This window comes from Streptococcus sanguinis, from assembly GCF_900635155.1.
Taxonomy (GTDB): Bacteria; Bacillota; Bacilli; order Lactobacillales; family Streptococcaceae; genus Streptococcus; species Streptococcus sanguinis_G.
This window is the reverse complement of record NZ_LR134002.1, coordinates 1,677,793-1,692,327: the sequence shown is the minus strand read 5'-3', so window position 1 is coordinate 1,692,327 and position 14,535 is coordinate 1,677,793. Positions and strand designations below refer to the sequence as shown.

Below are 14,535 nucleotides of genomic sequence, written 5' to 3'. Positions count from 1 at the left end.
ATAATAAAAGTTACGGAAAAACAAGAAAAGAAAGGAAAAGGGCATGCCAGAATATTTGTCGGTTTCGACCTTGACCAAGTATCTGAAGATGAAGTTTGAGCGGGATCCTTATTTGGAACGGGTCTATCTGACTGGCCAGGTGTCCAATTTCCGACGGCGCCCCAATCATCAGTATTTTTCATTGAAGGATGAGAAGGCCGTCATTCAGGTTACAATTTGGTCTGGTGTCTACCAGAAGCTAGGCTTTGAGCTGGAAGAAGGCATGAAAATCAATGTGATTGGCCGGGTGCAGCTCTATGAGCCGAGCGGTTCCTATTCTATTATCATTGAAAAGGCAGAGCCGGATGGTATCGGTGCCTTGGCTATCCAGTTTGAACAGCTCAAGAAAAAACTGGGAGAAGAAGGGCTGTTTCAAGATAAATTCAAGCAGGCCTTACCTCAATTTCCTAAGAAAATCGGCGTCGTAACCAGTCCCAGCGGAGCGGTTATCCGGGACATTATCACGACGGTCAGCCGTCGATTTCCGGGAGTGGAGATTGTCCTTTATCCGACAAAAGTGCAGGGAGATGGGGCTGCAGCTCAGATTGCTGACCACATCAGACTGGCCAATGAGCGGTCGGATTTGGATGTACTGATTATTGGTCGAGGTGGTGGTTCCATCGAAGATCTCTGGGCTTTCAACGAAGAGGAAACAGTTCGGGCTATTTTTGAGTCTCGGATTCCTGTTATCTCTAGTGTCGGCCATGAGACAGATACGACTTTGGCGGACTTTGTAGCAGATCGCAGAGCTGCGACTCCAACGGCTGCGGCTGAGTTAGCAACACCAGTCACCAAGCTGGATCTGCTGAGGCATTTGCAGCAGCAGGAAAACCGCATGTCTCGAGCTATGTCCAATCGCCTAAGCTATTATCGGGAGCGGCTAAATAAACTGACCCAGTCGGTTATCTTCCGACAGCCAGAGCGGCTTTACGATGGTCATCTGCAGAAATTAGATCAGCTCAACCTGCGACTCAAGCAAAAAATTCGCGAATATTATAGTGAAGAGCAACAGCAGGTCAAAATCTTGCAGCATCGTTTGGAGGCATTGAATCCGCTCAGTCGCCTTCAACGCTTTCAAGAGCAGACTGCTCAGCTGGAGCGCTTGCTGCGCAGCAATATGGCGGTCATTTATGATAACAAGGTAGCTCAAGTCAGGAGATTGTCCGAGGCCTTGCTTATGCTGGATACAAGTCGAATTGTGGCGCGTGGTTATGCTATTGTCCAAAAGAATCAAAAGGTTGTCGAGTCAAGTGCTGGCATTGAAGAAAAAGATGAACTGACCCTTCTTATGCGGGATGGGCAGCTGGAAGTAGAGGTAAAACATGTCCAAAGAAAAGAAATTTGAAGAAAACTTAGCAGACTTGGAAGTCATTGTCCAAAAGCTGGAAAATGGTGATGTAGCACTGGAAGAGGCGATTGCGGAATTCCAAAAGGGGATGAAACTTTCAAAGGAACTCCAGGCTAGTCTGGACAAGGCTGAAAAGACCTTAGTTAAGGTCATGCAGGCAGACGGCACAGAAACGGAAATGGAATGATAAGAAACGAGAAACTGGAAAAGATTGGTCTGACGATTGAAGATTTTTATAAGTCTCAGCAAGTTTCGTCAGATTTGTCTGAAGTTATTTTGTACTCGGTGCAGGCCGGAGGCAAGCGAATTCGTCCCTTACTGCTACTAGAACTAGTTGAGGCATTTGGGGTGTCTCTTCAGCCTGCACATTTTGAAGTGGCAGCTGCTTTGGAAATGATTCACACTGGTAGCCTTATCCATGATGATTTACCGGCTATGGATGATGATGACTATCGTCGAGGCCGCTTGACTAGCCATAAGAAGTTTGGAGAGGATATGGCTATTTTGGCGGGTGATTCTCTCTTTTTAGACCCCTATGGATTATTGGCAAGAACCGAGCTGCCTAGTCAGGTCAAGGTGGACTTGATTGCTGAGCTGTCTCTAGCAGCAGGGAGTTTTGGTATGGTTGCAGGACAGGTTCTGGACATGCAAGGCGAAGGTCAAGCAATTAGTTTAGAAGATTTAAAAAACATCCATGCCAATAAAACTGGAAAACTTCTGGCGTATCCCTTTGTCGCAGCTGGTTTGATTGCTGAGGTCAAGCAGTCTGTTCAGGACAAGCTTCGTAGGATTGGAGAGCTCTTGGGCTTGGCCTTTCAAGTGCGGGATGATATTTTGGATGTGACAGCTAGTTTTGAAGAGCTGGGTAAAACCCCGCAGAAAGATTTAGCTGCGGCCAAGTCGACTTATCCAGCCTTTCTGGGTCTAGATGGAGCTAAGAGCTTTTTCAATCAGACTCTTGATGAAGCTGTGGACATTCTGACAGACTTGGAAGAGAAGACAGAGTTTTCAGGCGGAGAAATTCAAAAGATAATAGAAAGTTTGAGATTGAATGGCTAAGGAAAGAGTAGATGTGCTGGCCTACAGACAAGGGCTCTTTGAGACCAGAGAGCAGGCTAAGCGTGGTGTAATGGCTGGGCTGGTTATTGCTGCAGCTAATGGCCAGCGCTTTGACAAGCCTGGTGAAAAGATTGACACAGGAACAGAGCTACGCTTAAAAGGTGAGAAACTCAGATATGTCAGCCGAGGAGGCCTCAAGCTAGAAAAGGCTTTGCAAGTCTTTGATATTTCAGTCGCTGACCGAGTGACCTTAGATATCGGAGCTTCGACCGGCGGTTTTACAGATGTCATGCTGCAGCACGGAGCTAAGCTGGTCTATGCAGTAGATGTCGGCACCAATCAGCTGGCTTGGAAGCTCAGACAGGATGAGCGGGTTGTCAGCATGGAGCAGTTTAATTTTCGCTATGCCCAAAGGACTGACTTTGAGCAGGAGCCGAGCTTTGCCAGTATTGATGTCAGCTTTATATCGCTGAGTATGATTTTACCAGCTCTGCATGAGATTTTGGCTCGGGATGGCCAAGTGGTTGCATTGATCAAGCCCCAGTTCGAAGCGGGCCGCGAGCAGATTGGGAAAAAAGGGATTGTCAAGGATAAAAAGGTCCATCTGGCAGTTCTGGAAAAGGTCACAGCATTTATGATGGAAGCTGGATTTTCTGTTAGGGGACTAGATTTTTCGCCTATTCAGGGCGGTCAGGGCAATGTAGAATTTCTGGCCTATTTAGAAAAGAGTATAGAGCCGCAGTCTCTTGATTCAGCTATGATGACAGCTGTCGTAGAGGCAGCACACAAGGAATTTAAGGATGAATAAGAAGGATAGATTAGAAAAGATTAGACGGTTTGTCAGTGACTATGACATTGGCACACAGGAGGAAATTGTAGAACATCTCAGGGAGTCTGGGATTACAGCGACGCAGGCTACGGTCTCTAGGGATATCAAGGAGCTGGGCATTGTCAAGATACCGCTCAAGGACAACACTTATATCTACGAGCTACCTAAGACCATGACCAGCAGTCTGGGCTTGGCTGAAAACAACATCCTATCCTGTCAGGTCTTGGGAAATATGATCAATCTCAGTCTGGTTCCGGGGAGCACAGCACTGGTCAAGCGCCATCTTAGGAATGAATTTGCTGAGGATATTTTCAGTATCTTGGCAGACAACGACAGTATTTTGATGGTTATGATGACAGACGAAGCAGCCGCAAGGATTGCAAGCATCATTCACCATTGGTAGGAAAGCCTATGTTATTAGAAATTTCGATTAAAAATTTTGCCATTATTGAGGAGATTTCCCTTAATTTTGAGCAAGGTATGACGGTTTTGACCGGGGAAACCGGAGCCGGCAAGTCTATTATTATTGATGCGATGAACATGATGCTGGGCAGCCGTGCTACGACGGATGTTATTCGTCATGGGGCACCCAAAGCTGAGATAGAGGGCCTTTTTTCGCTGGAAAATAGCAGAGCTCTGCGAGAGATTTTTGAGGAGCAAGGCTGGGAGCTGACCGATGAGCTGATTATCCGTCGGGAAATTCTGCAAAACGGCCGCAGTGTTAGCCGTATCAATGGCCAGATGGTTAATTTGTCTGTTCTAAAGGCTGTTGGCCAGCATTTGGTGGATATACATGGTCAGCATGATCAGGAAGAACTGATGAGGCCCCAGCTTCATATTGCCATGCTGGACGAGTTTGGCTCAGCAGACTTTTTGCATCTCAAAGGCCGCTATCAGGAAACCTTTGACCGCTATCGAAGCCTGCGTAAGCAAGTCCTGACTCTGCAGAAAAATCAGCAGGAGCATAAGGCCAGGATTGAGATGCTGGAGTTTCAGATGGCGGAGATTGAGAGCGCAGCTCTCAAAAGTGGTGAAGATACTGCTCTGCATCAGGAGCGAGATCGTTTGCTCAACCACAAGCTCATTGCCGATACGCTGACGAACGCCTATGCCATGCTGGATAATGAAGATTTTTCCACTCTGGCCAATGTCCGCTCAGCTATGAATGACCTTGAATCTATCGAGGATTACGATCCAGCTTACAAGGAGCTTTCAGGCAGCTTGTCAGAGACTTATTATGTCTTGGAAGATGTCAGCAAGCGCTTAGAGGATATTTTAGATGGACTGGATTTTGACGGAGATCGGCTGCTGCAGGTGGAGAGTCGCTTAGACTTGATTAACAGCATCACGCGTAAATACGGCGGCCAAGTAGATGATGTGCTGGATTACTTTACTCAGATTTCCAAAGAATACAGCCTTTTAACTGGAAGTAACTTGTCCTCAGAGGATATGGACCGAGAGCTAAAGGCCTTGGAGAGAGAGCTGGTAGAGCTGGCCCAGGAGCTGAGTCAGGCTCGTCACGGCCTAGCAGCCCAGCTGGAAGCGGAAATCAAGCAAGAGCTGCAAGACCTCTACATGGAAAAGGCGCGCTTTAAAGTGCAGTTCAGTAAGGGCAAGTTCAACCGTGAAGGCAATGAACAAGTAGAGTTTTACATCTCAGCAAATCCGGGCGAGGATTTCAAACCTTTGGTGAAGGTTGCGTCTGGCGGGGAACTCTCCCGTCTCATGTTGGCTATCAAGTCTGCTTTTTCTCGCAAAGAGGGTAAGACCAGCATTGTCTTTGACGAAGTGGATACGGGCGTTTCTGGCCGAGTGGCCCAGGCTATTGCCCAGAAGATCCACAAGATTGGCTCCAATGGCCAAGTCTTGGCCATTTCCCATCTGCCGCAGGTCATTGCGATTGCCGACTATCAGTTCTTTATTGAGAAGATTTCGGATGAGAATTCGACCGTCTCAACGGTTCGCCTGTTGACAGCTGACGAGCGGGTTCAGGAAGTCGCTAAGATGCTGGCTGGCGAAGATGTGACAGAGGCTGCTTTGACTCAAGCCAGAGAATTATTAAAAAAATAAACAAGCGAGGCTGAGACACGGGTGTTTCGGTCTCCTTTAGAAGGTGGCGCGTATGACAGAATATTTTGCAATTGGTGATGTCCATGGTAAGGCTGGTATGCTTGATGAATTGCTCCAACGCTGGGATGGTCGCAGCCAACTAGTCTTTCTAGGGGACTTGATAGATCGTGGCGAGGACAGCCGAGCAGTTTTGGAGCGGGTCAAGGATTTAGTGGATCAGAAAGGAGCTATCTGTCTTTCTGGCAATCATGAGTATATGTTTCTAACCTGGCTGGACAATCCTGAAAAGTCTTATGACCACTACCGACGTAATGGCGGAGATACGACGATTAATTCGCTTTTAGGCCGACCTCTCAATGCTCCTGTAGATGGAGTAGCGGACGCGGAACGTGTCAAGACGGAGGCGGCAGATTTAGTAGATTTTATTCGTCAGATGCCTTTCCTATTGGAGACAGAGCAGTACATTTTTGTCCATGCTGGCCTAGATTTGGAGCGGAAAGACTGGCGAGAGACCAGTGATTATCAAAAAGTTTGGATTCGCGCGCCTTTTCACGAAGGCAGCAATCAGACTGGCAAAACGATTGTCTTTGGCCATACACCAACATTTTACCTCTTGCATAAGGCACCGGGAACTAATCAGCTATGGATGACTGAGGATGGCAAGATTGGTATGGATGGCGGAGCTGTTTATGGCGGAGTCCTCCACGGAGTTGTCTTTGGTCATAATGGCATCATAGAGCGGTATGCCATAAAAAATGATGGTTTGGTAGCTGAAGACTGAAAAAAGAGGCTGGGACAAAAGTCCTAGCCTCTCAATTGTCTTTGGATTGTCGAGCAAGACGCAGTGGCTGAGTGGGCTCTACTACGCTGATTTCATCAGCTTTTACAGCCCTACTCAACTGTGCGGAGGTGGGACGACGAAATCGAATTCTAACGAATTACCGATTTCTGTCCCACTCTCTTTTTTTGCTGAGATTCTCTTTGAAAACCAGCTTTTTCCTAAAATTTTCCCCAATAAAGCTAAAAAAGTTGTGTGTAAACACTTTTTCATCTAATTTTAAAGAAGCGCAAAAAGATTAAAAAACTAAAACAAGCAGATTAAATTTAGGAAACGCTTGGACCGGGCTATGATTTTAGCGAATATTCCCCCACAAAACCATAAAAATTTGGTATAATGTAGTGTAATAACAAGTTAAAATTTAGATATAGAGTAGGAAATCTATGACAAAAATAAAAATCGTAACAGACTCATCTGTAACCATTGAACCAGAGGTTGCTAAGGAATTAGACATTACAATTGTGCCTCTCTCTGTTATGGTGGACGGGGTGGTCTATTCGGATGCAGACCTAGAGGAAGGTGAGTTTCTTCGTCTCATGCAGTCTAGTCGCAATCTTCCTAAAACCAGCCAGCCGCCTGTCGGAGTCTTTGCTGATGTTTTTGAGCATTTGGCAGAGGATGGAGCGCAGATTATCTCCATTCACATGTCTCATGCCTTGTCAGGAACTGTCGAAGCTGCCCGTCAGGGAGCGACTTTGGCTAATGCGGATGTGACGGTTGTTGATAGTTCTTTCACTGATCAGGCTATGAAGTTCCAAGTCACCGAAGCAGCTAAACTGGCCAAAGAAGGAGCTAGTCTAGAGGAGATTCTGACTAAAATCGAGGAAGTGAAGGAAAAGACGGAACTCTACATCGGCCTCTCTACCTTAGAAAATCTGGTTAAAGGAGGCCGTATAGGTCGAGTTTCCGGTCTGATTAGCTCCTTGCTTAATATTCGGGTTATTATGCAAATGAAGGATCATCAGCTGGATCCCATTGTCAAGGGGAGGGGCGCTAAGACCTTTAAAAAATGGTTGGATGATTTGACAGCAAGTCTGCAAAACAAGCAAGTGGCTGAAATTGGAATTTCCTATGCTGGCGGTCCTGAACTGGCCCAGGAAATGAAGGAAAGTTTACAGCCGTATGTCAAGAAACCTATTTCAGTGCTGGAAACGGGGTCTATTATTCAGACACATACAGGGGAAAATGCTTGGGCTGTGCTGATTCGTTACGAATAAAACCATAATAATTTAGAAAATAGCGGCTTAGTACTTGACCTGAAAGCTATTTTTAGATATGATAATATTTGTTAGGGTTATCAACCCAGAAAAAATTTGGAGGATTTGTTAAATGGCTAACAAACAAGATTTGATCGCAAAAGTAGCAGAAGCTACAGAATTGACTAAAAAAGATTCAGCAGCAGCAGTTGATGCTGTATTTGCAGCTGTAACTGAGTACCTTTCAAAAGGTGAAAAAGTTCAACTTATCGGTTTTGGTAACTTTGAAGTTCGTGAGCGTGCAGCACGTAAAGGTCGCAACCCACAAACTGGTAAAGAAATCAAAATCGCAGCTTCTAAAGTACCAGCTTTCAAAGCAGGTAAAGCTCTTAAAGACGCTGTAAAATAATTTTGGTTAATAAAGCCTGATACACTTGCCTCTGGCGAGTATGTCAGGTTTTTCTTTTTGCTCTCATTTCTTGAGCTTAATAAGAGATTTAGGTGCTTCGAGAAAGTTGATTGATGAACTTTCTTGGAGTTTTTATTTTGCAGTAAAGTGAAGAAATTTGTCTCTAAACAAAAGAGAATGATAAAGGACAAACATATTTAAAGACGTGAAATAAAAAGTTTAGGAGGTAAGAAATGAAATTGAAATCACTTCAGGGCTCACTGCGTCCTGTTAATCCTTATGGCAGCAAAATTCGCTTGCTGATGGGATTGTTTTTCGTGCTTTTTCAATCTTTCTATTCCCCATGCAGACATTGTCTGCCTTGGAGGAGCAGTTGGCTTGACCAAACGTCAGCGTGATTAAGACTAAGCTTCAGTAAAAAGCTTTGAAAATCTAGAATATATGAGAAGTCTGTTATGTCAACTTTTGTTGGAATAGCAGGCTTTTTATTTTTCAAGGAAAGATAAGCATTATAAGCAGTCAAATGCTTGAACTTTTCATAAAATTAAAAATGGGCTTGTATTTTTCTAGCAAATACGGTAAACTATTTTAGTAAAAAATTATACAAAGGAGACTGTTGATGAAGACAAAAACATTGGCACTCGTAAATGGACTTGTTGGACTTATTGGTGGTATTATTCTACTTTTGTGGCCTTTCTTCATTTGGGTTATTTATTTTATGCTAGGTGTATTTGACATCCTGAAAATTGCAATCCTAGCTTTGGTAATTGCTGGTATTGTCTACTATAAGGATGACAATCGTGTGGGATCAGCAGGCTCTATCTTGATGATTGTAGGTGGAATTTTTACCTTTAATGACTTCTTGGGCTGGATTGGTGCTATTCTTTCTATCATAGGTGGTTCCCTTTATTTAGCAAGCTTGAAGAGATTCCAAGCATAGAGCGAGGATTGAAAAAAATACTAGTTTAAAGCTTGCATTGCCTTAAATGGATAAGCAATCATGCAGAAGCAGGATGGTGAACTTTGGTTAGTTCTGTCCTGCTTTTTTCTTTTTAGCTTATTTACAATCATTCTTAATAGCCAAGTAAGCCTAGTCATGGTATAATGGTAATGACTTAGATAAGAGGCTATAACGGAGTAAATAATGAAACAAGAACATCAGCATGACTTTGACCAAGTAATTGGCCATTTGCGCGCCAAGGGTGTGCGCATTACAGAAACGCGGAAGGCGGTAATTGACTATATTATCCAAAGTCATGACCATCCTAGCGCTGAAATGATATATCAGGACTTGAAGTCCAATTTTCCTAATATGAGTCTGGCAACAGTCTATAATAATCTCAAGGTTCTGATTGATGAGGGTTTTGTCGCTGAGCTCAAGGTTCGCAATGATACGACGACCTACTTTGACTTTATGGGCCCTCAGCATCTCAATGTCATCTGTGAAAAATGCGGCCGTATCGCTGATATGGAGCTGGAACTTCCGGATGTGAAGCATGAGGCTGAAGTGCAGACTGGCTACCACATCACCCAAAGCCAGACGACTGTCTATGGCCTATGTCCCCAATGCCAGCAAGAGGCGGTGTGACTGCGAGGATGATTAGGAGCTTTTTGGAGCCTAAAGACGAACAAAGTTGTGACTCGCTTTGCAATTTCTATCTGCAATTTCAAAGCAGTACTTTGAGCCATCGGCTACTGCGTCAAGATTCTATTTCTAATTAAAAAGAAAGGCTAGAACTTATGTCTCTTAGCTTTTTTCTATGTGTTTTAGCAAGGCATGTTCGCAGGACAAGGATATCATCTGAGCTTAGAGACGTTGATACCTAGTCAAGTACAGCACTTAGCAAGATCAGATATTTCAAGTACAACCCCTTATATACTTATGCTATTATTTTACAGGTGAATTCTCTTTTGATATAATGAAACCAGAATAAAACCTTGTACAAAGAGATTCAAAGAGTTCTGAAGGATTTACAATATAGGTAAATTCGTCATAAGTCTGTAGTATTGAAATCTTTAAGGGTTATTACTTTGTGGGTAGGTTAGATTTTTAGGAGGTCTTATGTTTTGGAGAAAGAAATGGCTCGATGAATTGCCAGACGGCGAAGAATCTCCTTTTTTTGAATGCCGACATCTTCTCTTTGAAGAGGAAGCGGGCTATCCCATTTGTCCTTCTTGCGGCGGACTCATAAAAGAGAATTTTCCTAAGAAAGGCGCGGACAAAGCACGTCTGCACCTGATACGGGAGAAGATGCAGCGAGTATGGAGTGTAAGATTCGGAAGGGAATTTTCAGCAGCTCTGTTTGTGATACCAGCTATTTTTCTTCCAGAATTTTTAAGCCATTGGATTTTAACCACTGGAGATTACGGCTTTTCTAGCTTTTTCATTGCTAGCCGTCATACGCCTACAATGATTAGCTTCACTTATGAAGGTTATATTCCTTTATTCATCTTTTTTATGGGCAAAGAACGCTTTAAACGTTTCTCTACTTTTTCTTTAGGATTTGAGCGTTTTCATAAAATCCTTTATTCTTGGCCTGTTCGTCTTGTTACTTTTATCGCTGTTATTTGCTTCATTAATATTATTATGCCAAAGATTTATGGGGTTGAAGGAGATGTCTTTATAGGTAAACATAGCCAGCTAACTCCCGCCCAGCATGCTAAAGGTGTAGAACTTTTCATCTTTGTCAATATGATCTCTATCTGGATTGTGTCTGGCTTACTGCTTATTTATCAGTTGATAGATAGGCGGCGGACTTGGTGGCTCAAGGAAGCCAACGAGGTTTATCTATCTGGCGGGTGTTAAAGCAAAGGTTTCTGCTCGGAAATACAAAAGCGCTTTCTTGCTGAAAAAGGTCTGATTTGACGAAATAGGCTAGCTTTTTAGGCGAAAATTTTGTAAAATAGAATAGATAAACGGGGACTGCCTCGGAAAATAAAAGGAGAATCCATCTAATGGTAAAATTAGTTTTTGCTCGCCACGGTGAGTCTGAATGGAACAAAGCGAACCTTTTCACTGGTTGGGCTGATGTTGACTTGTCTGAAAAAGGTACTCAGCAAGCAATCGACGCTGGTAAACTAATTAAAGAAGCTGGTATCGAGTTTGACCAAGCTTACACTTCAGTCTTGAAGCGTGCGATTAAGACAACTAACCTTGCTTTGGAAGCGGCTGATCAGCTTTGGATACCAGTTGAAAAATCATGGCGTTTGAACGAGCGTCACTATGGTGGCCTGACTGGTAAAAATAAGGCAGAAGCAGCTGAGCAATTTGGTGATGAGCAAGTGCATATCTGGCGTCGTTCATACGATGTATTGCCTCCAAATATGGATCGCGATGATGAGCACTCAGCACACACTGACCGTCGTTATGCTTCTCTTGACGACTCTGTCATTCCGGATGCTGAAAACTTGAAAGTTACGCTTGAGCGTGCCCTTCCATTCTGGGAAGACAAGATTGCTCCAGCTTTGAAAGATGGCAAAAATGTCTTTGTAGGTGCACACGGTAACTCAATTCGTGCCCTTGTGAAGCACATCAAACAATTGTCTGACGATGAAATCATGGATGTGGAAATTCCAAACTTCCCACCATTGGTATTCGAATTTGACGAAAAATTGAATGTAGTAAAAGAATACTACCTTGGAAAATAAGCTTAAAGGAATCTGGGATTATTCTCAGGTTCTTTGCTTTTCCAGAGAGGAAGGACAAGGATTGTTAGAAGCCTAGCCGGAAGTCTTTTAGGTTCAGTAGTTTGGCAGACTTCCTCTTAACTCGTCCATATTTTCAGATTTTCTATCAGTTTTGAAACATTCATCGAGCTGGATTTGTGGTAAAATAAAGGTCAGAACTTTTACTAGAATGAGAGAGAAGATGGCAAGGAAGAAGAGAAAATTTGACAGTCATTCCATCACCAGAAGGCTTTATCTGCTGTTTGGAATCGTGATGTTTTTGTTTTTAGCCTTGATTGCTCGTCTGGGTTATATGCAGGTGGTCAATCAGGACTTTTATACGGATAAGTTGGCCAAGGCCAGCAAGACTAAGATTACCACTAGCTCAGTGCGTGGGCAGATTTATGATGCTACCGGCAAGCCCTTGGTGGAAAATACGACCAAGCAGGTGGTGACCTATACACGGGATAACCGGCTGACGGCTGGAGAGATTCGAGCGACAGCTCAAAAGCTCCTGACCTATGTCAGTGTCAGCGATACAGAGGTGACAGACCGTCAAGAGGTGGATTATTATTTGGCGGACAGCGCAGTCTATCAGGAAGTAGTGGAAAAGCTGCCCAAGGACAAGAAATTTGATACAGACGGCAACCGCCTGCCTGAGTCCAAAATCTATAAGGCGGCAGCTGAGAGCATTGACCCTAAACAGCTGGGTTATACGGATGAGGAAAAGAAGGCCATCGTTCTCTTTAGTCAGATGAATGCAATTTCCAACTTTGCGACGGGGACCATCCAGACAGATCCGCTGACAACAGAGCAGGTGGCTGTACTGGCTTCTAGCAGCAAAGAGTTGCCAGGTATCAGTGTCTCAACGGGTTGGGACCGCAAGGTCTTGGATACCTCGCTAGCTTCTATCGTGGGTAATATCTCGACAGAAAAGACTGGACTTCCGGCTGAAGAAGTGGAAGATTACCTGAAAAAAGGTTACTCCCTCAATGACCGGGTGGGGACCTCCTATCTGGAAAAGCAGTATGAGTCAGTCCTGCAAGGCAAGCGAGCTGAGAAGGAGATTCATCTTGACAAAAATGGTAATATGGAGAGCGTGGAAAATATCTCTGACGGCAGTAAGGGCGACAATCTCAAGCTGACGGTGGATTTAAGCTTCCAGCAGGGAGTGGAGGACATTCTCAAAAATGCCTTTAATGCAGAGTTGGCTAGTGGCAATGCAACTTACTCTGAGGGCGTTTATGCCGTAGCTATGGATCCCAATACCGGCGCCGTTTTAGCCATGGCAGGCATCCGGCATGATCTGGAAACAGGAGAAAGCTCAGTCGATGCTTTAGGGACCATGACCAATGTCTTTGTTCCAGGATCTGTAGTCAAGGCTGCCACTTTGACCTCAGGCTGGGAGAATAATGCCATTAGCGGCAACCAAGTCCTGACAGACCAGCCGATTAGCTTTGGCGGTACGGACAGTATCACTTCTTGGTTTACCCAGTATGGTTCGCGTGCTATCACAGCCCAAGAGGCTTTGGAATACTCTTCCAATACCTACATGGTGCAGGTAGCGCTGAAGATGATGGGGACGCCGTACTCAGCGGATATGAAGCTGGATTTTGATGAGCTGGATCCGTCCATGAAAAAGCTGCGGTCGACTTTTGCAGAGTATGGTCTGGGTACTTCAACAGGGATTGACCTGCCAAATGAGTCCACAGGCTATCTTCCAGACAAGTTTACTTTTGCCAACTATTTGACCAATTCTTTCGGACAGTTTGACAACTATACGACGCTTCAGTTGGCCCAGTATGCCTCAACAGTAGCTAATAATGGCAAGCGTGTGGCTCCGCATATCGTTGAAGGCATTTACGGCAACAGTGACCAAGGAGGACTGGGTGATTTGGTGCAGAAAATTGATACCAAGGAGCTGAACCAGGTCAATATCTCTGACGAGGATATGAGCATTATCAAGCAAGGCTTCTATCAAGTGGTTCATGGCAGCAGTGGCTTTACGACTGGCCGGACTATTTCTCAGGGAGAGAGCGTGCCAATCAGTGCCAAGACTGGTACGGCTGAGACCTTTGTGGACAAGGGCAAGAAAGAAGCCATCAATACCAATGTCGTGTCCTATGCACCGAGTGAGAAGCCGCAGATTGCGGTGGCGGTGGTGTTCCCTCACAATACGAACCTATCTTCTACTGTCAGCCACAGTATCACTCGCGATATTATCAATCTTTACAATCAACAACACCCTATGAATTAGTGCTCAATGAAAATCCTCAGCAAACGGAGAAAGCTAATGCAGTCAGTGCTCAAGTAGAGCAATCTGGTTTGAGGAGATTTTTTGAGAATAGAGAAAGGATTTTATGCTTTACCCAACACCTATCGCCAAGCTGATTGACAGTTTTTCAAAGCTGCCCGGCATTGGCATCAAAACAGCCACTCGACTGGCTTTTTACACTATTAGCATGAGCGATGATGATGTCAATGAATTTGCTAAAAATCTGCTGGCTGCTAAGCGCGAGCTGAGCTACTGCTCTGTCTGCGGCAACTTGACGGACGAAGACCCTTGTGCTATCTGTCAAGACCAGTCGCGCGATCAATCGACTATTTTGATTGTTGAGGACAGCCGGGATGTGTCTGCCATGGAAAATATCCAGGAATACCACGGACTTTATCATGTCCTGCATGGCTTGATTTCGCCTATGAACGGTATTGGACCAGACGATATCAATCTCAAAAGTCTAATCACTCGTCTGATGGATAGTGAGGTGACGGAGGTTATCGTCGCGACGAATGCGACAGCAGATGGCGAAGCGACTTCCATGTATATCTCACGGGTCTTGAAACCGGCTGGGATTAAGGTGACTCGCCTAGCGCGTGGTTTGGCAGTTGGCTCCGATATTGAGTATGCGGACGAGGTTACGCTGATTCGCGCTATCGAAAATCGGACGGAATTATAAACATCAAGGATTTTTCTGGCTCTAGCTGGCTGGAAGAGTCCTTTTTTCTGTTCAAAAATGCTGGGAATTGTGATATACTAAAACGGACTGATACAGAAACTCTTGCTTAGAAGAATCGACTAGC

The 14,535-nt window shown here is 44.6% G+C and carries 15 protein-coding genes; all 15 read left to right on the top strand.

Features of this window, described 5'->3' with window-relative positions; all coding sequences use genetic code 11:
- The first annotated feature begins 43 nt into the window (after positions 1-43).
- The 15 genes from xseA (at position 44) to recR (ending at position 14,411) form a co-directional block, all read left to right on the top strand.
- Positions 44-1,384, top strand: a complete 1,341-nt coding sequence (xseA, locus tag ELZ47_RS08385; protein WP_126435802.1) for an exodeoxyribonuclease VII large subunit — start codon at positions 44-46, stop codon at positions 1,382-1,384.
- A complete protein-coding gene (locus ELZ47_RS08380; RefSeq protein ID WP_002896137.1) occupies positions 1,362-1,574 on the top strand; it encodes an exodeoxyribonuclease VII small subunit in 213 nt (70 codons plus the stop codon). Before xseA ends, ELZ47_RS08380 begins: the two co-directional genes overlap by 23 nt.
- Positions 1,571-2,446 carry a polyprenyl synthetase family protein gene (locus ELZ47_RS08375; protein WP_126435801.1) on the top strand — a complete coding sequence of 292 codons (876 nt, stop codon included), beginning with the start codon at positions 1,571-1,573 and terminating at the stop codon, positions 2,444-2,446. The genes ELZ47_RS08380 and ELZ47_RS08375 overlap by 4 nt, the downstream gene beginning before the upstream one ends.
- Complete coding sequence (locus ELZ47_RS08370; RefSeq protein WP_126435800.1) at positions 2,439-3,254, top strand: TlyA family RNA methyltransferase; 816 nt, start codon at positions 2,439-2,441, stop codon at positions 3,252-3,254. The genes ELZ47_RS08375 and ELZ47_RS08370 overlap by 8 nt, the downstream gene beginning before the upstream one ends.
- Positions 3,247-3,678 (top strand): arginine repressor, encoded by a 432-nt coding sequence (locus ELZ47_RS08365; RefSeq protein ID WP_126435799.1) that lies wholly within the window; start codon positions 3,247-3,249, stop codon positions 3,676-3,678. The genes ELZ47_RS08370 and ELZ47_RS08365 overlap by 8 nt, the downstream gene beginning before the upstream one ends.
- A gap of 8 nt (positions 3,679-3,686) precedes the next feature.
- On the top strand, positions 3,687-5,345 hold the full coding sequence (recN, locus tag ELZ47_RS08360; protein ID WP_126435798.1) for a DNA repair protein RecN: 1,659 nt from the start codon (positions 3,687-3,689) through the stop codon (positions 5,343-5,345).
- Positions 5,346-5,397: 52 nt separating this feature from the next.
- Positions 5,398-6,126 (top strand): metallophosphoesterase, encoded by a 729-nt coding sequence (locus tag ELZ47_RS08355; protein WP_126435797.1) that lies wholly within the window; start codon positions 5,398-5,400, stop codon positions 6,124-6,126.
- Positions 6,127-6,566: 440 nt separating this feature from the next.
- Positions 6,567-7,400 carry a DegV family protein gene (locus tag ELZ47_RS08345; RefSeq protein ID WP_126435796.1) on the top strand — a complete coding sequence of 278 codons (834 nt, stop codon included), beginning with the start codon at positions 6,567-6,569 and terminating at the stop codon, positions 7,398-7,400.
- Between the two features lie 112 nt (positions 7,401-7,512).
- Positions 7,513-7,788, top strand: a complete 276-nt coding sequence (locus ELZ47_RS08340; RefSeq protein ID WP_002896125.1) for an HU family DNA-binding protein — start codon at positions 7,513-7,515, stop codon at positions 7,786-7,788.
- 619 nt (positions 7,789-8,407) lie between these two features.
- On the top strand, positions 8,408-8,728 hold the full coding sequence (locus ELZ47_RS08335; protein WP_125330585.1) for a hypothetical protein: 321 nt from the start codon (positions 8,408-8,410) through the stop codon (positions 8,726-8,728).
- 204 nt (positions 8,729-8,932) lie between these two features.
- A complete protein-coding gene (locus tag ELZ47_RS08330) occupies positions 8,933-9,376 on the top strand; it encodes a Fur family transcriptional regulator (RefSeq protein WP_126435795.1) in 444 nt (147 codons plus the stop codon).
- Positions 9,377-9,850: 474 nt separating this feature from the next.
- Positions 9,851-10,594, top strand: coding sequence for a hypothetical protein (locus ELZ47_RS08325; RefSeq protein ID WP_126435794.1), 744 nt, complete (start codon positions 9,851-9,853; stop codon positions 10,592-10,594).
- A 149-nt stretch (positions 10,595-10,743) separates the two neighbouring features.
- Positions 10,744-11,436 carry a phosphoglycerate mutase gene (locus ELZ47_RS08320; protein ID WP_126435793.1) on the top strand — a complete coding sequence of 231 codons (693 nt, stop codon included), beginning with the start codon at positions 10,744-10,746 and terminating at the stop codon, positions 11,434-11,436.
- A gap of 208 nt (positions 11,437-11,644) precedes the next feature.
- Positions 11,645-13,711 (top strand): penicillin-binding protein PBP2B, encoded by a 2,067-nt coding sequence (gene pbp2b, locus ELZ47_RS08315; RefSeq protein ID WP_126435792.1) that lies wholly within the window; start codon positions 11,645-11,647, stop codon positions 13,709-13,711.
- 103 nt (positions 13,712-13,814) lie between these two features.
- Entirely contained in the window at positions 13,815-14,411 is a 597-nt protein-coding gene (recR, locus tag ELZ47_RS08310) for a recombination mediator RecR (RefSeq protein ID WP_126435791.1), read from the top strand.
- Positions 14,412-14,535: the final 124 nt, after the last annotated feature.